Annotated in this window: 18 protein-coding genes and 1 tRNA gene; 16 read left to right on the top strand and 3 right to left on the bottom strand. The window is 58.3% G+C overall.

Translation table 11 applies throughout. From position 1 onward, the window contains the following. The 10 genes from K6118_RS17060 to rpoC form a co-directional block, all read left to right on the top strand. A partial coding sequence (locus tag K6118_RS17060) for an EF-Tu C-terminal domain-related protein (protein WP_247120094.1) occupies window positions 1–95 on the top strand: 95 nt, incomplete at its 5' end. A gap of 169 nt (window positions 96–264) precedes the next feature. Beyond that, window positions 265–340 (top strand) — tRNA-Trp (locus K6118_RS17055). Between the two features lie 107 nt (window positions 341–447). Next, window positions 448–645 (top strand): preprotein translocase subunit SecE, encoded by a 198-nt coding sequence (gene secE / locus K6118_RS17050; protein ID WP_247121713.1) that lies wholly within the window; start codon window positions 448–450, stop codon window positions 643–645. 1 nt (window position 646) lies between these two features. Continuing rightward, window positions 647–1183: a transcription termination/antitermination protein NusG gene (nusG, locus tag K6118_RS17045; protein ID WP_247121712.1), complete on the top strand. Its 537-nt coding sequence runs from the start codon at window positions 647–649 to the stop codon at window positions 1181–1183. Between the two features lie 116 nt (window positions 1184–1299). Then, window positions 1300–1728, top strand: a complete 429-nt coding sequence (gene rplK / locus K6118_RS17040; protein ID WP_247121711.1) for a 50S ribosomal protein L11 — start codon at window positions 1300–1302, stop codon at window positions 1726–1728. A gap of 4 nt (window positions 1729–1732) precedes the next feature. Then, window positions 1733–2428, top strand: coding sequence for a 50S ribosomal protein L1 (gene rplA, locus K6118_RS17035; protein WP_247121710.1), 696 nt, complete (start codon window positions 1733–1735; stop codon window positions 2426–2428). A 392-nt stretch (window positions 2429–2820) separates the two neighbouring features. Next, window positions 2821–3336, top strand: coding sequence for a 50S ribosomal protein L10 (gene rplJ, locus K6118_RS17030; RefSeq protein ID WP_343269999.1), 516 nt, complete (start codon window positions 2821–2823; stop codon window positions 3334–3336). Between the two features lie 111 nt (window positions 3337–3447). Then, the gene (gene rplL, locus K6118_RS17025) at window positions 3448–3819 is read left to right on the top strand and encodes a 50S ribosomal protein L7/L12 (RefSeq protein WP_247121708.1); all 372 of its coding nucleotides are present in this window, start codon (window positions 3448–3450) and stop codon (window positions 3817–3819) included. A 231-nt stretch (window positions 3820–4050) separates the two neighbouring features. After that, window positions 4051–8148, top strand: a complete 4098-nt coding sequence (gene rpoB / locus K6118_RS17020; RefSeq protein WP_247121707.1) for a DNA-directed RNA polymerase subunit beta — start codon at window positions 4051–4053, stop codon at window positions 8146–8148. A 117-nt stretch (window positions 8149–8265) separates the two neighbouring features. After that, window positions 8266–12495 (top strand): DNA-directed RNA polymerase subunit beta', encoded by a 4230-nt coding sequence (gene rpoC / locus K6118_RS17015; protein WP_247121705.1) that lies wholly within the window; start codon window positions 8266–8268, stop codon window positions 12493–12495. A gap of 91 nt (window positions 12496–12586) precedes the next feature. On the opposite strand, the gene K6118_RS17010 is transcribed toward rpoC, so the two are convergent. The 3 genes from K6118_RS17010 to K6118_RS17000 are packed head-to-tail and all read right to left on the bottom strand — an operon-like array spanning window position 12587 to window position 15471. Next, window positions 12587–13567, bottom strand: coding sequence for a hypothetical protein (locus tag K6118_RS17010; protein WP_247121704.1), 981 nt, complete (start codon window positions 13565–13567; stop codon window positions 12587–12589). Then, a complete protein-coding gene (locus K6118_RS17005) occupies window positions 13564–14478 on the bottom strand; it encodes a lysylphosphatidylglycerol synthase domain-containing protein (protein ID WP_247121703.1) in 915 nt (304 codons plus the stop codon). Before K6118_RS17005 ends, K6118_RS17010 begins: the two co-directional genes overlap by 4 nt. Before the next feature lie 27 nt (window positions 14479–14505). Beyond that, window positions 14506–15471 (bottom strand): glycosyltransferase family 2 protein, encoded by a 966-nt coding sequence (locus K6118_RS17000; protein WP_247121702.1) that lies wholly within the window; start codon window positions 15469–15471, stop codon window positions 14506–14508. A gap of 217 nt (window positions 15472–15688) precedes the next feature. Between K6118_RS17000 and K6118_RS16995 the strand changes: the two genes are divergently transcribed. The 6 genes from K6118_RS16995 to K6118_RS16970 all read left to right on the top strand — a co-directional run. Next, window positions 15689–17236 (top strand): hypothetical protein, encoded by a 1548-nt coding sequence (locus K6118_RS16995; protein WP_247121701.1) that lies wholly within the window; start codon window positions 15689–15691, stop codon window positions 17234–17236. Then, window positions 17233–17940: a class I SAM-dependent methyltransferase gene (locus tag K6118_RS16990; RefSeq protein WP_247121700.1), complete on the top strand. Its 708-nt coding sequence runs from the start codon at window positions 17233–17235 to the stop codon at window positions 17938–17940. Before K6118_RS16995 ends, K6118_RS16990 begins: the two co-directional genes overlap by 4 nt. Window positions 17941–18230: 290 nt before the next feature. After that, a complete protein-coding gene (rpsL, locus tag K6118_RS16985) occupies window positions 18231–18602 on the top strand; it encodes a 30S ribosomal protein S12 (RefSeq protein WP_247121699.1) in 372 nt (123 codons plus the stop codon). A gap of 21 nt (window positions 18603–18623) precedes the next feature. Further along, window positions 18624–19094, top strand: a complete 471-nt coding sequence (rpsG, locus tag K6118_RS16980; protein WP_247121698.1) for a 30S ribosomal protein S7 — start codon at window positions 18624–18626, stop codon at window positions 19092–19094. A 24-nt stretch (window positions 19095–19118) separates the two neighbouring features. Next, window positions 19119–21200: an elongation factor G gene (fusA, locus tag K6118_RS16975; RefSeq protein ID WP_247121697.1), complete on the top strand. Its 2082-nt coding sequence runs from the start codon at window positions 19119–19121 to the stop codon at window positions 21198–21200. Window positions 21201–21272: 72 nt separating this feature from the next. Next, on the top strand, window positions 21273–21366 hold a 94-nt coding region (locus K6118_RS16970), incomplete at its 3' end, for a GTP-binding protein (protein WP_247121714.1).

Below are 21366 nucleotides of genomic sequence, written 5' to 3'. Positions count from 1 at the left end.
TCGCTCCGATCGCCATGGACGAAGGCCTCCGCTTCGCTATCCGCGAAGGTGGCCGTACCGTCGGCGCCGGCGTCGTCGCTAAAATCCTGAAGTAAGGATTTGATAGTTTAGGCAATGGGCCGGGTTTCCGGCCCATTGTCATGTCTGCTCTGACTGAATTGTCAAGGTTGGGGCAAGCCATTTAAAAAATGGCAAAAAAAGTGCTTGCAAGGCAGCTTCGCGGACGGTACACCGCACCCCTCACAAGCACAAAATTTCCGGCGTAGGGGCGTAGCTCAGTTGGTAGAGCACCGGTCTCCAAAACCGGGTGTCGGGGGTTCGAGTCCCTCCGCCCCTGCCACTCGGAAAGCTTGACGACCGCGTTAGAGGTCGTATCTGTAAAGAATTGAAAAGCCTGCGCTTTAACTGATTGGGCGCGGGCTTCTGGAGCAAAAAGAAGGACACGCAATGGCCAAGACTACCCCAGGTGAATTTGTTCGCCAGGTACGGCAGGAAGGGTCCAAGGTTACCTGGCCCACGCCAAAAGAGGCGGGAATCACCTCTGTCATGGTGTTCGTCATGGTGGTAATCATGGCGGTGTTTTTCTTGGGCGTAGACTTTACGCTCAACGCTGGTGTTCAGTGGCTTCTGGGGCTCGGAGGATAACGTGAGCAACACGCGCTGGTATATTATTCACGCCTATTCGGGCTTTGAGAAAAAAGTGGCTGAGGCCATCAAGGAGCAAGCTGTTCAGCAGGGTCTGGATGCGCTCGTTGATGAAGTCATCGTGCCGACCGAAGAGGTAGTCGAAGTTCGCAAGGGCAAGAAGGTCAAGGCGGAACGGAAGTTCTTCCCCGGCTATGTCCTTATCAAAATGGTGCTGACCGACGACACCTATCACCTGGTGAACAGCCAGGCGAAGGTGACGGGCTTCCTGGGCCCGCAGGGTCGTCCGAGCCCGATCACGGAAGCGGAAGCTGCTCGCATCCTCAACCAGGTTGAGGAAGGCGTTGAGCGCCCGCGTCCGAACATCGTGTACGAGATTGGCGAAGAGGTGCGTGTCACCGACGGTCCGTTCACCAGCTTCAACGGTGTTGTTGAAGATGTGGACGAGGACAAGGCGCGCCTCAAGGTGTCTGTCATGATCTTTGGTCGTGCGACGCCGGTCGAGCTGGAATATACCCAGGTCGAAAAAGTCTCTTAAAGATTTTGGGGCCCAGGCCCCGAAAAATGCGCGGGAGGCCAGCCACGGCCGCACCGCGCTCCCTGACAGGGTGGGCAATGAGGCTCATCCGTCCTTAACTTTGAAAGGGTAGTACAGTGGCAAAGAAGATTGCAGGCTATTTGAAGCTGCAGGTGAAGGCTGGCCAAGCCAACCCGAGCCCGCCTATTGGTCCCGCGCTCGGTCAGCGCGGCGTCAATATCATGGAATTCTGTAAGGCGTTCAACGCCAAGACGCAGGGTATGGAACCTGGCATGCCGGTTCCGACCATTCTGACCATCTATGCCGACAAGTCGTTCACGTTTGAAACGAAAACGCCGCCGGCAAGCTATTACCTTAAGAAGGCTGCCAATCTGAAGTCCGGTGGTAAAACCCCGGGCCGCGAAGTTGCAGGCACCATCACCCGTGCCCAGCTTCAGGAAATCGCAGAAGCCAAAATGGTAGACCTGAGTGCCAACGACGTTGAAGCAGCCATGAACATTATCGAAGGTTCGGCTCGCTCCATGGGTCTGAAGGTGGAGGGCTAATCAGATGGCAAAAGTAGCAAAGCGTTTGCAGAAAGCTTGGGACGGTATTGACCGTGAAAAGCTCTACACCGTAGCTGAAGCTGTTAAAGAGCTGAAAGCCCGTTCGGCCGTCAAGTTCGACGAGACGATCGAGATCTCGATGAACCTGGGTGTTGACCCGCGTCACGCCGACCAGATGGTCCGTGGTGTGGTTTCGCTGCCGCATGGTACCGGTAAGTCGGTTCGTGTTGCCGTGTTCGCCCGTGGTCCGAAGGCTGATGAAGCCACGGCTGCCGGTGCTGACGTTGTCGGCGCGGAAGACCTGATGGAAACCATCCAGAAGGGTGAGATCAACTTCGAGCGTTGCATCGCGACCCCGGACATGATGGCGGTTGTTGGTCGTCTCGGTAAGGTTCTTGGCCCGAAAGGCCTGATGCCGAACCCGAAACTCGGCACCGTGACCATGGACGTCAAGGGCGCCGTTGAAGCTGCCAAGGCCGGCCAGGTCGAATACCGCGTTGAAAAAGCCGGTATCGTTCATGGCGGTGTTGGTAAAGCCAGCTTCGACGAAGCTCAGCTCGTTGAAAACGTTGCAGCTTTCATCGGTGCGGTTATCAAAGCCAAGCCGACGGGCGCCAAGGGCACCTATGTGAAAAAGGTTGCCATGTCTTCGTCGATGGGCCCGGGCCTGAAAATCGACGTTGCATCGCTCGAAGCTTAAGTCTATAGAGAGTTCGCACCGAACGGGATGATTCCTGTTCGGTGCAGCCGCTTGGGCGGATGTTTTGTCCAAGGGTGAGTACTGTCCGAGATTGCAGGCGCTCTGGAGTGTGTCGCTAGTATTTGACCTTCAGCGCTTAAAGCACGTGGTCGTCGCGGATCCACAGCCTGCATGAGACGGGGTTAAGGGAATATTGTTTCCTTCGCGGGATGCAATAGCCGCGGTTTCCTGATGGAAGGGTGCAACCCCTCCTGCGAAGCCTGGGTGGAAACCCATACCTCCGGACAGAGGAGTGTATCGCTTAGGACCTTCGGGTCCGTCGCGGTACGTGGCTCAAATAAATGAAGGTTGATCCCTTCGGGGTGAAAATCTTCAAATTCGGAGACGAGAAAGTGGAAAGAGCCGAAAAGCAGGAACTGGTTGCATCACTGCACGAGGTTTTCTCCGGTGCCGCTTCGGTCGTTGTAGTTCACTACGATGGTCTGAGTGTTGCTGAGATTACCAACTTGCGTTCGCAAATGCGTGAAGTGGGTGCATCGCTCAAAGTTACCAAAAACCGGCTGACTCGTCTTGCGCTCAAAGGTACCGATTACGAAGGCATTGCGGATCTGTTTACAGGTCCGACGGCTATCGGTTTTGCCGACGATGCGGTTGCAGCACCGAAGGCCCTCGCTGAATTCGCCAAGAAAAACGAAAAACTTCGTCTTCTTGGTGGTGGCATGGGCTCCACGGTTCTGGACCAAAACGGCGTCAAGGCCCTGGCTGAACTGCCGTCGCTGGACGAACTTCGCGGCAAGCTTGTGGGTCTCCTGCAAGCTCCGGCCCAGAAGGTCGCAGCCGTTACCCAGGCACCGGCAGGTCAGCTTGCCCGTGTCTTCGGTGCTTACGGAGCAACAGACGCAGCTTGATAAACCCAAGGGTGGCTATCCGAATGACCGGGGCCGCCTGAAACTTTATGCAATGTAACATGCAGGTCCCTCGTGCAAACGGGACCGAATTCAAAATCTGGAGTGATTGAAATGGCTGACCTCGCGAAGCTTGTAGATGAACTTTCCGCCCTGACCGTTCTGGAAGCTGCAGAACTGTCCAAGATGCTGGAAGAGAAGTGGGGCGTTTCCGCCGCTGCACCGGTTGCTGTTGCTGCCGTTGCTGGCCCGGCTGCTGCCGCCGCTGAAGAGAAAGACGAGTTTGACGTAATTCTCGCCGAAGCTGGTGACAAGAAAATCAACGTGATCAAAGAAGTCCGTGGCATCACCGGCCTGGGCCTCAAAGAAGCTAAAGATCTCGTTGAAGGCGCACCGAAGCCGGTTAAAGAAGGCGTCAACAAAGCTGAAGCTGAAGAGATCAAGAAGAAGCTCGAAGAAGCTGGCGCAAAAGTTGAGCTCAAGTAATTTCTTGAGCCCACAAGTTCGAGGGTCGGGAGCGAGATTCGCTCCCGACCTTTCGGCGTCCTAAGGGTCAGGGACATTAAATAACAGGCTCCATTCGGGCAGAATGGCTCGAACTATTTGGATTTTCAGGGGTTTAGGGTATGGTTAACGCCCTGGGCTCCGGGTTGGCAAGCTGGCGTGAGCCCGTGTCTTGAGGCGATACCAGCATAATTTAAGGAACGAGGGCGAAGCATGGCGACTTCATTTACCGGTCGTAAGCGCGTGCGTAAAGACTTTGGGCGCATTTCCGAAGTCACGCAAATGCCGAACCTTATTGAGGTTCAGCGGCGGTCCTATGACCAGTTCTTCAGGCCTGGTGCAACGGAAGAGGAACGTCTGAAATCGGGGCTTGAGAAAGTCCTGAAGTCGGTTTTCCCGATCCAGGACTTTTCGGCGACCTCGTCGCTCGAATATGTCAAGTACGAGCTGGAAGAGCCGAAATATGACGTGGAAGAGTGCCAGCAGCGCGATATGACCTATGCCGCGCCGCTTCGCGTCACCCTGCGTCTGATCGTGTTTGAGGTTGATCCCGATACCGAAGCCAAGTCGGTTCTCGATATCAAGGAGCAGGACGTCTATATGGGCGACCTGCCGCTGATGACCGATAACGGCACGTTCGTTATCAACGGGACCGAGCGTGTGATCGTTTCCCAGATGCACCGTTCGCCGGGCGTCTTCTTCGATCATGACCGTGGCAAGACCCACTCGTCCGGTAAGTTCCTGTTTGCTGCACGGGTTATCCCGTATCGCGGCTCGTGGCTCGATTTCGAATTCGATGCCAAGGATATCGTCAACGTCCGTATCGACCGCCGCCGCAAACTGCCGGCGACCACGCTGTTGTATTCGCTCGGTCTGAGTGCTGAAGATATTCTTCATTATTTCTACTCGACCGTCAGCTATACGCGCGCTGAAGGCGGCTGGCGTATGCCGTTCAAGGCGGAAGCCTGGCGCGGTCAGAAGCCTGAGTTCGACCTTATCGACGCTGACAGCGGCGAAGTCATCTCCGAAGCCGGTGTTAAGATCACCCCGCGTCTCGCTAAGAAGCTTGAGACCGCCGGTGTCAAAGGCATCCTGGTTCCGGAAGAGATGATCATCGGCAAATATGCTGCCGCCGACATGGTCAACGAGAAAACCGGCGCCATTTATGTGGAAGCTGGCGACGAACTGACCGAAGAATCCGTAGAAGCCCTTTCGGCTGCCGGTTTCGACGAAATCCAGGTTCTGGAAATCGATCAGGTTTCGGTTGGTCCGTACATCCGTAACACGCTGAAGGCCGACAAGGTTGAGTGCCTCGACAGCGCGCTGGCTGAAATCTACAAAGTCATGCGCCCGGGCGAGCCGCCGACCAAGGAAACCGCCGAAGCGCTGTTCTATGGCCTGTTCTTCGATCCCGAGCGTTACGACCTGTCGGACGTTGGCCGGGTGAAAATGAACATGCGCCTGGGCCTCGACTGCCCGGACACCGTTGGTGTTCTGCGCCGTGAGGACATCCTCGCCACCCTCAAGACCCTGATGGATCTTAAGGACGGCCGCGGCGAGATCGACGACATCGACCACCTCGGCAACCGCCGTGTTCGGTCGGTCGGCGAGCTGATGGAAAACCAATACCGGATCGGTCTTCTCCGTATGGAGCGGGCTATCCGTGAACGCATGTCGTCGGTCGATATCGACACCGTCATGCCGCATGACCTTATCAACGCCAAGCCGGTTGTGGCTTCGGTCCGCGAATTCTTCGGCTCCTCGCAGCTGTCGCAGTTCATGGACCAGAACAACCCGCTTTCGGAGATCACCCACAAACGCCGTATGTCGGCGCTTGGCCCGGGCGGTCTGACCCGTGAGCGTGCTGGCTTTGAGGTTCGTGACGTACACCCGACCCATTATGGCCGTATCTGCCCGATCGAGACGCCGGAAGGCCCGAACATCGGTCTGATCAACTCGCTGGCCACCTATGCCCAGGTCAACAAGTATGGCTTCATCGAAAGCCCGTACCGCAAAGTTGTCGACGGCAAGGTCACGAGCGAGGTGGTATATCTCTCGGCCATGGAAGAAGCCAAATACACGGTTGCCCAGGCGAACGCCGAACTCAATGACGACGGTTCGTTCGCAAGCGATCTCGTATCCTGCCGTCAGGCTGGCGAATTCATCATGTCGACCCCTGAGCATATCACGCTCATGGACGTATCGCCGAAACAGCTCGTGTCCGTCGCAGCGGCGCTCATTCCGTTCCTCGAGAACGATGACGCCAACCGCGCACTCATGGGCTCGAACATGCAGCGTCAGGCCGTACCGCTGGTACGCGCTGAAGCGCCGTTCGTCGGTACCGGCATGGAGAAGGTTGTTGCCCGCGACAGTGGTGCAGCCATCGGCGCCCGCCGGACCGGTGTGGTCGAGCAGGTGGATGCAACCCGTATCGTTATCCGTGCGACCGAAGAGGTCGACCCCGGCAAGTCGGGCGTTGACATCTACACGCTGCAGAAGTTCCAGCGTTCCAACCAGAACACCTGCATCAACCAGCGTCCGCTGGTGAAGGTGGGTGACATGATTGCCAAGGGCGACATCATCTGTGACGGTCCGTCGACCGAACTGGGTGACCTTGCTCTCGGCCGGAACGCCCTCGTGGCCTTCATGCCGTGGAACGGTTACAACTTCGAGGATTCCATCCTGATCTCCGAGCGGATCGTGAAGGAAGACGTCTTCACCTCGATCCACATCGAGGAATTCGAAGTGATGGCCCGCGACACCAAGTTGGGCCCGGAAGAAATCACCCGCGATATTCCGAACGTTGGTGAGGAAGGCCTGAAGAACCTCGACGAAGCCGGTATTGTTTATATCGGTGCCGAAGTTCACCCGGGTGACATCCTCGTCGGCAAGATCACGCCGAAGGGCGAAAGCCCGATGACGCCGGAAGAAAAACTTCTGCGCGCCATCTTCGGTGAAAAAGCTTCGGATGTTCGCGATACCTCGCTCCGTCTGCCGCCGGGTGTTGCCGGGACCATCGTTGAGGTCCGCGTCTTCAACCGTCACGGCGTCGACAAGGACGAGCGTGCGCTCACGATCGAGCGTGAGGAAATCGAACGCCTCACGAAGGACCGTGAAGACGAACGCGCGATCCTGGAACGCAACATCTACGGCCGTCTGAAGCCGCTTCTCGTTGGCCGCACGGTTACCGCCGGCACCAAAGAGATGAAGAAGGGCGTTGTCGTCACCGAGGAAGGCCTTGCCGAGATCAAGCGCATCCAGTGGTGGGACCTTGCCGTAGACGACGATTCCGCCATGAGCGACATCGAAGCCCTCAGGAAGCAGTTCGATGACAGCAAAGGCCAGCTTCAGCGTCGCTTCGATGAGAAGATCGAGAAGCTGCAGCGCGGTGACGAGCTGCCGCCGGGCGTCCTGAAGATGGTTAAGGTCTTCGTTGCCGTGAAGCGTAAGCTTCAGCCGGGTGACAAGATGGCAGGCCGTCACGGGAACAAAGGTGTTATCTCGCGCATCCTGCCGATCGAGGACATGCCTCACCTTGAGGACGGTACCCCGGTTGACCTGGTGCTGAACCCGCTTGGCGTGCCGTCGCGTATGAACGTCGGTCAGATCCTTGAAACTCACCTTGGGTGGGCGTCGCGTGGTCTCGGCCGTCAGATTGACGGGATGCTGGAAGCCTACCGCCACGGCGCAGGCAAGGTGGATGACTTCCGGGCCAAGTTCAAAGACATCTACGGCGAGAAGCAGTATGAAAGCGATATTGCTGAACTCGACGACACCCAGATTGTCGAACTGGCGACCAACCTGACCAACGGTGTACCGATGGGGACCCCGGTCTTCGACGGTGCCGTGGAAGCCGACATCGTGACCATGCTTGAAAAGGCTGGTCTGGATAGTTCGGGGCAGGTTGAGCTGTTCGACGGCCGGACCGGCGAGAAGTTCGACCGTAAGGTGACTGTGGGCTACATCTACATGCTGAAGCTCCACCACCTTGTCGACGACAAGATCCACGCGCGTTCGATTGGCCCGTACAGCCTTGTTACCCAGCAGCCGCTCGGTGGTAAGGCCCAGTTTGGTGGTCAGCGCTTCGGTGAGATGGAGGTGTGGGCACTGCAGGCTTATGGTGCCGCTTACACCCTTCAGGAAATGCTCACCGTCAAGTCGGATGACGTGGCCGGCCGGACCAAGGTTTATGAAGCCATTGTCCGCGGCGACGACACGTTCGAGGCCGGTATCCCGGAATCCTTCAACGTTCTCGTGAAGGAAATGCGGTCCCTTGGCCTCAACGTCGAGCTGTTGACTGGAACCGAATAAGCTGTCGCGGCCGGGGGCTTGTCCCTCGGCCCGTTCGCCCCGCCTGGGCGGACATGAGTTTTGGAAGGCGACCTGGGGCTCAGGCCTCGTCGAAACGCATTAAGAGAGACGCCGGACATGAACCAAGAAGTGATGAAATACTTCAACCCGAACCAGAAACCGGAGACGTTTGATCAGATCCAGATCTCGATCGCGTCGCCCGAGCGTATCCGCTCCTGGTCCTTCGGTGAGATCAAAAAGCCGGAAACCATCAACTACCGGACCTTCAAGCCGGAAAAAGATGGTCTTTTCTGCGCCCGCATCTTCGGGCCGGTGAAGGACTATGAATGTCTGTGCGGCAAATATAAGCGCATGAAATACCGTGGCATCATCTGCGAAAAATGCGGTGTTGAAGTCACGCTTTCGAAAGTACGCCGGGAACGCATGGGTCACATCGACCTGGCGGCACCCGTTGCGCACATCTGGTTCCTGAAGTCGCTGCCGAGCCGGATCGGTCTCCTGCTCGACATGACGCTGAAGGATCTCGAGCGCGTTCTCTATTTCGAATATTATGTCGTTATCGAGCCGGGCCTGACGCCGCTGAAGCAATTCCAGCTGCTCAGTGAAGACGATTTCTATCGTGCCCAGGACGAATATGGCGAAGATAGCTTCACCGCCGGTATCGGTGCTGAAGCCATCCGCAAGCTTCTTGAAAGCATCGACCTTGAGGACGAGCAGACGAAGCTTCTGAAGGAACTGGCTGAGACCAAGTCCGAACTGAAGCCGAAGAAAATCGTCAAGCGCCTGAAGGTTATCGAAAGCTTCATCGAGTCCGGCAACCGTCCGGAATGGATGATCCTGACCGTGATCCCGGTTATTCCGCCTGAGCTGCGCCCGCTGGTGCCGCTGGACGGTGGCCGTTTCGCGACCTCTGACCTCAACGACCTGTACCGCCGTGTGATCAACCGGAACAACCGTCTGAAGCGCCTCATCGAGCTGCGCGCACCGGACATCATCATCCGGAACGAGAAGCGGATGCTGCAGGAAGCTGTTGACGCGCTGTTCGACAACGGCCGCCGTGGCCGCACCATCACCGGTGCCAACAAGCGTCCGCTGAAGTCGCTCTCCGACATGCTCAAAGGTAAGCAGGGTCGTTTCCGTCAGAACCTTCTCGGTAAGCGTGTCGACTATTCCGGTCGTTCGGTTATCGTTGTGGGCCCGGAACTCAAACTGCACCAGTGCGGTCTGCCGAAGAAGATGGCGCTTGAGCTGTTCAAGCCGTTCATCTATTCGCGCCTCGACAAGAAAGGCATCGCCACCACCATCAAGGCGGCGAAGAAACTGGTCGAGAAAGAACGCCGTGAGGTTTGGGATATCCTCGATGAGGTGATCCGCGAGCACCCGGTCATGCTGAACCGTGCACCGACGCTTCACCGTCTTGGTATTCAGGCTTTCGAGCCGGTTCTGATCGAAGGTAAGGCTATCCAGCTGCACCCGCTCGTCTGTGCCGCCTTCAACGCCGACTTCGATGGTGACCAGATGGCCGTTCACGTGCCGCTCAGTATCGAAGCCCAGCTTGAAGCCCGCGTGCTGATGATGTCGACCAACAACATCCTCAGCCCCGCGAACGGCAAGCCGATCATCGTGCCGTCGCAGGATATCGTGCTTGGTATCTACTATATGACCAGCGACCGTCCGGGCGATGTGGGTGAAGGCAGCGCCTTCGGCACGCTCGACGAAATCCAGTTCGCGCTCGATAGCGGTGCCATCACGCTGCACAGCAAGATCCACGCGCGTCTCGATACCGTGAACGAGCATGGTGAACATGTGACCATCCGCGTGGAAACCACTGCGGGCCGCATGCTCCTGGCTCAGCACCTGCCGAAGCACCCGAAAGTACCGTTCAGCCTGATCAACCGTCAGCTGACGAAGAAGGAAATCTCCGAGGTGATCGACGTGGTTTACCGCCACTGCGGTCAGAAGACCACGGTCCTCTTCGCCGACGGTATCATGGGTGAAGGTTTCCGCCGCGCTTGCCGCGCCGGTATCTCCTTCGGCAAGGACGACATGATCATCCCGCCGGCCAAGGAAACGCTGGTTGAAGACACCCGTTCGCTCGTCAAGGAATATGAGGAGCAGTATCAGGACGGTCTCATCACCCAGGGCGAGAAGTACAACAAGGTTGTAGACGCCTGGGCGCAGTGTACCGACAAAGTGGCTGAGGCCATGATGAAAGAGATGGAACGTACCGAGGTGGACGAAAACGGCCGCCAGACGGACGTCAACTCGGTCTTCATGATGGCCCACTCGGGCGCGCGGGGTAGTGCCGCTCAGATGAAGCAGCTTGCCGGTATGCGGGGCCTGATGGCCAAGCCGTCGGGTGAGATCATTGAGACGCCGATCATTTCCAACTTTAAGGAAGGTCTGTCGGTTCTCGAGTACTTCAACTCGTCGCACGGTGCCCGGAAAGGTCTTGCCGATACGGCACTGAAGACCGCTAACTCCGGTTACCTGACCCGTCGTCTGGTTGACGTTTCGCAGGACTGCGTGATCGTCGAACATGACTGCGGTACCGAAGACGGCATCACCATCACCGAGGTTTCGGAAGGCGGCGACGTTCTGGTTCCGCTGAGCGAGCGTATCCTCGGCCGCTGTTTGTCGGTTGACGTCAAGCACCCGATCACGGGCGAAATTCTCTTTGAAGCCGGTACGCTTCTTGATGAAGTCAAGTCCGACGCCGTCGAGACCGCCGGTATCGCCGAAGTGAAGATCCGTTCGGTTCTGACCTGTGAAACCAAAGGCGGCGTCTGCGGCAAGTGTTACGGCCGTGACCTGGCCCGCGGGACCACGGTTAACCTCGGCGAAGCGGTTGGTGTTATCGCCGCCCAGTCGATCGGTGAGCCGGGTACGCAGCTGACCATGCGGACGTTCCACATCGGTGGTGCCGCAACGGTTAACGCGGAATCGGCCATTGAATCGTCCGCTGACGGTAAGGTGAAGATCGAGAACCGCAACGTCATTGAGGACAGTAAGGGCCGCAAGGTCGTTATGAGCCGGAACATGGAAGTGGTGATCGTCGATGACGAAGGCCGCGACCGCGCCAAGCACCGCCTGGCATACGGTTCGCACCTCTTCAAGGACGAAGGCGAGCAGGTCGTCAAGGGCGAGAAGCTGGCTGAATGGGATCCGTACACGATCCCGATCATCACCGAACAGTCCGGTATCGTCCGTCTTGTCGACCTCGTGGAAGGCCTTTCCATGAAGGAAGTTGTCGACGATGCGACCGGTATTGCCTCGAAAGTGGTTACCGACTGGCGTTCGACCCCGAAGGGTGCCGACCTTCGTCCGCGCATCACGCTCCGTGACGAGAACGACAATGTTGTCGAGCTCGCCAACGGTACCGAGGCGCGTTACTTCCTGTCGGTTGATGCCATTCTGTCGGTTGAAGATGGCCGCCGGGTCTCCGCGGGTGACGTTATCGCCCGTATCCCGCGCGAAGCTGCCAAGACCAAGGACATCACCGGTGGTCTGCCGCGTGTGGCCGAGCTCTTCGAAGCCCGCCGTCCGAAGGACCATGCCGTCATCGCTGATATCGACGGTCTGGTTGAATTCGGCCGCGACTACAAGAACAAGCGCCGCATCATCATCCGTCCGCGTGACGGCGAAGGTGAGCAGGAGCCGGTTGAATATCTGGTACCCAAGGGCAAGCACATTGCCGTTCAGGAAGGCGACTTCATCCAGAAGGGTGAATACCTGATCGACGGCAACCCGGCCCCGCACGATATTCTGCAGGTCATGGGCGTTGAGGCGCTGGCGAACTATCTCGTGAAAGAGGTTCAGGACGTCTACCGTCTGCAGGGCGTGAAGATCAACGACAAGCACATCGAGGTGATCGTTCGCCAGATGCTGCAGAAGGTTGAGATCACGTCTTCGGGCGACAGCACCTTCCTTCTCGGCGAGCAGATCGACCGCGAAGAGTTCGAGGAAGTCAACGCCAAGCTCGAAGACAAGGGCAAGCTGCCGGCCAAGGGTCATCCGATCCTGCTCGGCATCACCAAAGCTTCGTTGCAGACCCGCAGCTTCATCTCGGCAGCGTCGTTCCAGGAAACCACGCGCGTCCTTACCGAAGCCGCTGTTGCCGGCAAGAAGGACCGTCTCGTTGGTCTCAAGGAAAACGTCATCGTTGGCCGCCTGATCCCGGCTGGTACCGGTTCGGTCATGAACCGCCTGCGCCACGAAGCGCAGAAGCGGGACCGTATCGCTGCCGAAGCTCAGGAAGACGCTGTTACGCCGATGTCCGCCGCTGAGGCCGAGTTCGCCGCTGCGACCTCTGGCACCCCGGCTGAAGAGGGCGGCGCGGAAGCGTAAGCCTCAGGCACCAGAAATCGGAAAAGGCCCGTCATTTGGCGGGCCTTTTTCTTTTGGGCGTCGGGTTGAAAACCGGTGGGCGGGAATGCCTCTAGCTGTCCTGGCCGGATGGCAGGAACAGGTCTTTGAGCCGCCTGTAGCGCCGCCGCCAGCGTTCATGGCGAACGGAACGGCGGAGCAGTTTGCCTAGGCGGTTCAGATAATCCAGGGGGTCGCCAAGCTCTGACGGCACATGAAGCGGGGCCAGCAGAAGGTCCTGGTAGGGCGCCAGCTTGGGGTGGCTGAGGTCAAGTTCGGCCCCGGCGCAAAGCGCCTCGGCGACCTGTTCGGTCCCGGGGGCGAAAAAGGGATGGGCGTCGAAGACCTTCTGGTAATCCGCCCGCACATATTTGAAATTCTGCAGCTGATAGTTGGCGCCGCTTGCCGCCAGCATAAGCTGGGTGGCAAGGTCCAGGCTGCGATTGGTGGCCTGGGATTTGGACGGCTGCGGCAGCGCGTCTGCGGGCAGGCCGAGAATATCGAGGAACGAGGCATAAAGCCTGTTCTTTTCCTGGTCGTAACAGCGGACGGTGACATGGCTGGCCCCGGCCGAAGCTTCCCAGCGCTTCAGGAAATCGGTGTAGTTCAGCTTCTTCCTCAGGGCTTCCAGCATGGTGGACAGGTCCGGCATTTGCCGCGCGCTTTTCAGCCGCTGGTGCAGCATGCTGATGGCATAGTGCCGGATATTGCGGAAATAGACGATGACCTCCACCTCATGCCCGTTGAGAAGCTCGAAGACGGCGCTGATGCCATCGTCTTCCAACTGGCTGAAGCCCTCGCCGGACAGGAGGAGGCTTGTTGCACCTGCGGCTTCGGCGTCACGGACAGCGCGGCCGATGTAATCCCCGGCGGCCGCCAGGTTTCCGTCCCGCACGAACTGGGCGAGATAGGAATGTTGGTACAGGTGTCTTGGCAACTGTTCATCCGGCCAGAAAATGCCGTGACGCAGGAGCCGGTCGCGGTTCTCCAGGCAATAATGCTGGATCGCGGTGGTCCCGGTCTTGTGCGTGCCGATATGGAGATAAATCTTCATTGCTGACCTTTGTTGCGGCCCAGGATAAGGCCCGCGAAGAAAGAGAGTATCTCACCCGCAAGGGCCATCAAGCGCAGAAGGATGGCGGCGATCATAATATCACCTGTTGGCGCGAAAGGGGCGAAGAGGATGACGAGCGCTGCCTCCCGTACGCCGAGCCCGCCGGGTGCCCCGGGGACGACAAAGCCGAGTGTCCAGGAGGCGATGAACAGGGCGGGTAGAAGCTGGGGGGCGGGCTGGCCGTTCACCAGGGTGAAGCAGGCTGCGAAGGCCGCGCTCAGGAACCCGAAGAAGGCGAACCACAGGCCGATCGGAATCAGGATATCCCTCAGGGTGAAGGGGCCGAAGAGCCGCCGGGCCAGCGGCAGGGCGATCCAGTATCCGAGAGCCGCCGCCGTCAGGATGACCGCACCCGCGAGCAGGTTGACATAGGGTGCCATCGCAGGGTCGAAAGCCTCGGCGAGCGTGTCGAGCCCGGGCAGGGCGGTCAGCGTTGTGAACAGAAGCCCGGACCCGAGGCAGACGCTGGTTTCCAGGCCCATGGCCTTCAAGAGGTTGCTGTGGCTGACACCATGCGGCGCCAGATAAAGGTGGCGGCTGACGAAATGGCCGACATTGCCCGGTAAATATTTGGCGACCTGTGCCTTCATCATGCTGGCATAATTGGTCCGGCGGCCTACTGTGCCGGGGGCTTTGATCGCAAGCATCCGGTGCCAGCATTCGGCAACCAGAAGGAAGATCCCCATATAGAAGGCGGCGCCCAGGGCGAGTACAGGCAGAAGGTCGGCGGCGTGCTTCCAGGACATGAGGGCGGCTGCGTGGTGCTCATAGACCCGGTACAGGAACCAGAAGCTCGCCAGCATCAGAAGGCTGCCAACCAGGGAAAGCAGTTTTTTCCGCGGGAGCGTCATATCAGGGGCAGGCTTTCTTCCATGAGGTCAGTCACGTCCGACACCGTGTCTCGGCGGGATGGTTTCGCGGAGGCGGTAAGGGGTTCTTCCCTCAGCCGCCATATGCTGGATGAATTCTGCCAAGAGGCCGATCCCGAAGATATTGACGCCGACCATCACACACAGAAGGCCGAGGAACAGAAGCGGGCGGTTGCCGATGGGACCGAGCCCCATGAACCACAGGGCGCTCAGGTAACTGAGGATAAGCCCGCCGATAAGCCCGAGCGCCATCCCGGCGAGCCCGAAGATATGCAGGGGCCGCACGCTGAAGCGGGTTGTCAGCACAATGGTGAACAGGTCGAACATGCCTTTGATGAGGCGGGACAGGCCGTACTTTGAATGGCCGAACTGGCGTTCGCGGTGGTTGACCGCCACCTCATCGACCTTGAAACCCTGCCAGTGCAGGAGCACGGGAATGAAGCGGTGAAACTCACCATAGAGCGACAGGTCTTCGACGGCTTCACGCTTGTAGGCCTTGTAGCCGCAGTTCATGTCATGCAGCTTCACCCCGCTCACGCGGCCGACGACGAAATTGAAGATTTTGGACGGGAGTGTCTTGTCCACGGGGTCGAGCCGGTTTTCCTTCCAGCCGCTCACGCAATCGGCGCCGTCATCCAACTTGGCCAGGAGTTTGCCAAGTTCGGCAGGGTCATCCTGCAGGTCGCCGTCCATGGTGACGATATAGTCGCCCTCGGCGTGCCGGAAGCCGGCGGCGAGCGCTGCCGCCTTGCCGAAGTTGCGGCGGAAATTCAGGAAGCCGACGCGGTCGTCCTGGTCCATGATGCCGCGGATGACCGCGACACTCTCATCGGTGCTGCCGTCATTGACGAACAGGATTTCATGGTCGAGCGCCAGGTCGGCGGCAGCCTTATGGATTTCGCCAACGAGAATGGCAAGGCTTTCCGCCTCATTATAAACCGGTATGACGAAACTGACTGACTTGCTGTTCGGCATGTCTGATTGCCCCCATGGTGGAAACTGTATCGACCCGCATCGTGCGTTCTTAATCCCCCTGTCTGTTTACAGCAAAACATGGATTTTTTTGTAATTTTTTCTGACCTTTAAGACGGGATGGCCGCGCGCGCTTCTGCCCCCGCCTGAGCGGGGGGCGATTTTGATTGTGATGTCCTTGCGCCTCGGTATGCTAGGCGCGGGGACGTTGGGGGATGAAATGGGGTTTCCTGTGTTGGCGGAGCGGAAGAAAGCACTGGCCGTTTTGCTGGGCGGCATGATCGTCGCGGCCCTGGCGTACCGTTTCCTTTTCCTGACGGATATTTCCTTCTGGCTCGATGAACAGATTTCGATCGGCGTGGCGGGGGAAGGGCCGCTTTACTGTGTGCCCGCCGCCTTACGGTTTTCCGGCCACCCGCCTGCCTTTTATTGCCAGCTCAGTATCTGGATGCTGTTGGGCCGGGGTGACACCTGGATCATGCTCAATGCGATCTTCTGGAATGTTGCGGCCATCCTCACGGCCTTTTTCGTCTTCCGGAAACGATATGACCTGCTGACGGCATTGGGCGCCACACTATCCCTGGCGCTGTTGCCGCAGATGCTGGCCTACGCCCTGAACGTCCGCATGTATTCCTTCATGGTCGTCTTCTCGCTGCTGGTTTGGCATTTCACCGAAAAGACGCTCGGCAGCAATGGTGCGGTCTTGGACGCAGGAACCCTTAAGCGGGATATGCGCTGGCGGATGCTGTGCCAGCTGCTGTTGGGCTATACCCATGCGCTTGGACCTTTCTATGCTGCCCTGCATGGTCTTTATGCTTTGTGGCGGGCCCGCACCGCACCGTCGGCCAATGCCCGGCGGGCGTGGTTCAAATATGAAGTGGCGACCGGGCTTCTGCTGCTGCCCGTTGTCATCAACGGCTTCCTGCGGGAGACCCAGCATACCAACAGCGCGGACATGAAGGCGCTCATGGATATGGTCGCCATCAACTTCTTCTCGGGCTATGCGGGGATGGGGGTCAGGGAAGCCGCTCTGCTGGCACTTGCCCTCGGCTTTATAACGCTGGGGGCCTGGCGCGATCGCGACATCAGGCGGCTGGGTGTTTTCTGGGTCGCCTTGCCCGCGCTTCTGTTGCTGGTGATAACGCTCGGGCTCAAGCCCATCCTGAGCCCTCGGATATGGGCGCCGTTCCTGCCATTCTTCTGTCTGGCGCTTGCGCTGTCGCTTTCCCGCCTCAAGACGCCGGGTATCCTTAAGGCAGGGCTGGCGGCTTTTTGGCTTGGAATGCTCGTCTATATGAATGGCGCGTTCTGGCAACAGTTCGAGAAGCCGAACGACTATCACGCGGTTGCGGCAACGCTGACCACCGAAACCCATAAGGGCGACACAGTCTATCTATATGGTGGACCGACAGCCTGGGGAACGCTCCGCTCGCTTCTTGGCCCTGAATGGGGATCCGTCCTTGATGTCCAGGCCCCGGCGAACAGCCGGTGGCAGCGTGTGGAGGCGGCGCTCGGTCCGGCCCTGTGCGCCAGGCTGCGGCTGTGTGCGAAGACGGACCGGCTTTCCTGGCAAGGCCGGGCGTTGGTTCTTTTCCAAAGTGACATGACCCTGCGGCCTGATGCTGCCCGGGTTTGGCTGGTGTATGACGCGGCGGATGACGCGGCCGCACAGAAGCGCCAGCTGAAACAGGCAGGCTATATCCCGCAGGCTGAGGACGAGAGGGGCAGGGACCATCTCATTCTCTATATAAAAGGGGCGGTATCGTGAAGCGATTGTATGTCAGGTCCATTCGGGGCCTCAGGGGACTGCTGGCTGCGATCGGTCTTCTGGGCTGGTTGGAGAAGGGCGCAGACCGCACCGGTGTCCGGCTCTGGTTCCGCAGCCTGTTTGCCATCTATGACCTGGATGACCTGCGCCGTCTCGACCTGCCATGGTGGACCCTGACGGCGACGGAAGCTGTCGATGCCTTCCTGAAAACCCGCCCCAAGGCCCGTGTCTTCGAATACGGCAGCGGCGCCAGCACCTTTTGGTTGGCAAAGCGGGCGGCGACGGTGGTGTCGGTCGAACATGACGCGGACTGGTACGCCAGTATGCAGGCATCAGGCTTGCCCGGCCATGTGGAGTTGCTCTTCCGGGCGCCGGAGACTGCGGGCGATGTCACATCAGCCTTTCCCTCAGGCCGGGCAGGGTATGAACATATGGACTTCCGCGCCTATGTGCAGGCGATCGACGCGCAGCCGGAACCGTTTGACCTTATCATCGTGGACGGCCGGGCGCGTGTCGCGTGCCTGGAGGCTGCCAAGGGGCATCTCGCGCCGGGCGGCATGATCGTCTTTGACAATGCCGGTCGAGACCGGTATCGAAGGGGGATCGAAACGAGCGGCCTGCATGTGGAATGTCACCGAGGCCTGACCGCGTGCCTGCCATATCCGGACAGCACATGTCTCCTTATGGTGGCTCGCGAAAAATAATGCGGTCCCGACCGTGGTTTTGTTAGAAAATTGCGCCCTTCCGCCAAAACCGTCCGGACCTCGTTTTTTCATTGACCTACCGCCGTTTTCGGTATAGTAAGCGCACCTCGCTAGAGCGTGGGTGGTGGCCAAAACTGGCCAGACGCTACGGTTAACTAGCTAAGAGATAACAGTTTGAGTGATCACGGATGGCCTCGTCGGAGCCCACGGGTTCCGAGGCAGGCGGTTTTGCTGCATGTAAAACGGGTCGTCCGGATAATGGTGACAGAGAAAAACGGCAAGGAACGAATATGCCTACCATTAACCAGCTAGTGCGCAAGCCGCGCAAGAGCAAGCCGGTCCGTAACAAGGTCCCGGCTCTTGAAGCATGTCCGCAAAAACGCGGCGTGTGTACTCGTGTTTATACCACGACTCCGAAAAAGCCGAACTCCGCTCTTCGTAAGGTTGCCCGTGTGCGCCTCTCGAATGGCTTCGAGGTTACAAGCTACATTCCCGGTGAAGGCCACAACCTGCAGGAACACTCTGTTGTTCTTATCCGTGGCGGCCGTGTGAAAGACTTGCCGGGTGTCCGCTATCACACTCTCCGGGGTGTTCTGGATACCCAAGGTGTTGGTGATCGTCGTCAGAGCCGTTCTAAATACGGCACCAAGCGTCCGAAGTAAGGCTGAGAGAGGAATACCGCTATGTCTCGTCGTCATAGAGCAGAAAAACGCGAAGTTCTCCCGGATCCGAAGTTCGGTGACGTGGTTCTCGTAAAATTCATGAACAGCCTCATGCTGGACGGTAAAAAATCTGTCGCAGAACGTATTGTATACGGTGCGCTGGATGCGGTCGAAGGCCGTGCCAAAACCGATCCGCTGGCCCTGTTCCACGAAGCGCTGGATAACGTAAAGCCGGCCATCGAGGTTCGCTCCCGCCGTGTTGGTGGTGCAACCTATCAGGTCCCGGTTGAGGTTCGTACCGAGCGTGCGCAGGCGCTGGCGATCCGCTGGCTGATCGCGGCTGCCCGCAACCGCAACGAAACCACGATGGTTGACCGCCTGTCTGGTGAGCTCATGGATGCTGCCAACAACCGCGGCGCTGCTGTCAAGAAGCGTGAAGATACCCACCGGATGGCAGAGGCTAACAAAGCCTTCTCCCATTACCGCTGGTAATTGTTTAAGTAGGGAACCAGTTCCATGGCACGCAGAACGCCACTTAATCGTTATCGTAACATCGGCATCATGGCTCACATCGATGCTGGTAAAACGACCACGACCGAACGTATCCTTTATTACACCGGCCGTAGCCACAAAATCGGCGAAGTGCACGATGGCGCTGCGACGATGGACTGGATGGAGCAGGAGCAGGAGCGCGGTATTACCATTACCTCGGCTGCGACGACCTGTTTCTGGAACGACCACCGGATCAACATCATCGACACCCCCGGCCACGTTGACTTCACCATTGAAGTTGAGCGTTCGCTCCGTGTGCTCGATGGTGCTGTTGCCGTATTTGACTCGGTTGCCGGTGTTGAGCCGCAGTCCGAGACCGTATGGCGTCAGGCTGACAAATACAAAGTTCCGCGGATGTGCTTCGTCAACAAGATGGACCGCATGGGCGCGAACTTCGAGCGTTGCGTCGACATGATCAAGACCCGTCTTGGTGCCAAGGCGCTGGTTGTCCAGCTGCCGATCGGTGCCGAAGCCGAGTATGAAGGTCTGATCGACCTCGTGAAGAACAAGGAAGTCATCTGGAAGGGTGAAGACCTTGGTGCTTCCTACGAATATCTCGATATCCGCCCGGAACTGGCTGACGCTGCAGAAGCTGCCCGGATGGAAATGATCGAGACCGCGGTCGAAGCCGACGAAGCGCTGATGGAAAAGTACCTCGATGGCGAGGAACTGACCGAAGACGAGCTCAAGAGCGCTATCCGCAAGGGTACGATCAAGGGCCTGTTCGTTCCGGTTCTCAACGGTACCGCGTTCAAGAACAAAGGCGTTCAGCCGCTTCTCGACGCTGTTGTAGACTTCATGCCGGCTCCGACCGACGTTGAAGCCATCAACGGTGTTGATGCTGACGATCCGGAGAAAGAAGTTGTTCGTCATTCGACCGACGACGAGCCTTTCGCCGCTCTGGCCTTCAAAGTCATGAACGACCCGTTCGTGGGTACGCTCACCTTCTGCCGGATCTACTCGGGTGTTCTCGAGACCGGCACGCAGGTCACCAACACGGTGAAAGGCAAGAAGGAAAAGATCGGCCGGATGCTGGAAATGCACGCCAACAGCCGTGAAGACATCAAAGAAGCCCGCGCCGGTGACATCGTTGCTATCGCTGGCCTGAAGATGACCACCACCGGTGACACCCTTTGCGCCAGCAACAGCCAGGTTATCCTGGAGCGCATGGAATTCCCGGATCCGGTTATCGAAGTTGCGGTTGAGCCGAAGTCGAAAGCCGACCAGGAAAAGATGGGCATCGCCCTCAACCGCCTGGCTGCCGAAGATCCCTCGTTCCGCGTTTCGTCGGACGAAGAATCCGGTCAGACCGTTATCGCCGGTATGGGCGAACTGCACCTCGACATCATTGTCGACCGCATGAAGCGTGAATTCAAAGTTGAATGTAACGTGGGTGCGCCGCAGGTTGCTTACCGTGAAACCTTCGCCAAGCAGGTCGAAGTCGACTACACGCACAAGAAACAGTCCGGTGGTTCCGGTCAGTTCGGCCGCGTGAAGATCGTCGTCACCCCGGGCGAGCGTGGTTCCGGCTTCCAATTCGCTGACGAAATCAAGGGTGGTAACATCCCGCGCGAATATATCCCGGGTGTTGAAACCGGCGTTAAGGACATTGCAGAGTCCGGCGCGCTGATCGGGTTCCCGATCATCGATTTCTCGGTACGCCTGATCGATGGTGCCTACCACGATGTTGACTCCAGCGTGCTGGCGTTCGAGATCGCGGGTCGTGGTGCCATGCGGGAAGCTGCCCAGAAGGCAGGCATCAAGCTCCTCGAGCCGATGATGAAAGTGGAAGTCGTAACGCCGGACGAGTATATGGGCGACGTTATTGGCGACCTTAACAAACGTCGTGGTCAGATCCAGGGGTCCGAGACCCGTGGCCCGGCTACGGTTGTAAACGCAATGGTTCCGCTGGCGAACATGTTCGGCTATGTGAATGAGCTCCGCTCCTTCAGCCAAGGCCGTGCCCAGTTCTCCATGCAATTCGACCATTACGCTGACGTACCTGCGAACGTGGCTGAGGAAGTCAAAGCCAAGCTCGCTGGTTAAGAAAAGCAAAAAGAACCAAGAAAAAAGCTATGGATCCCTTCGGAGAGAAGGGCCGATAGAAAGGTAACTAAAATGGCAAAGCAAAAGTTTGAGCGGACGAAACCGCACTGCAACATTGGTACGATTGGTCACGTTGACCATGGTAAAACGACGCTGACGGCGGCGA

This window comes from Kordiimonas marina (assembly GCF_023006325.1).
Classification (GTDB): Bacteria; Pseudomonadota; Alphaproteobacteria; order Sphingomonadales; family Kordiimonadaceae; genus Kordiimonas; species Kordiimonas marina.
Note: the sequence above shows the minus strand (reverse complement) of the source record. Positions and strands in the feature narration are given on the sequence as shown.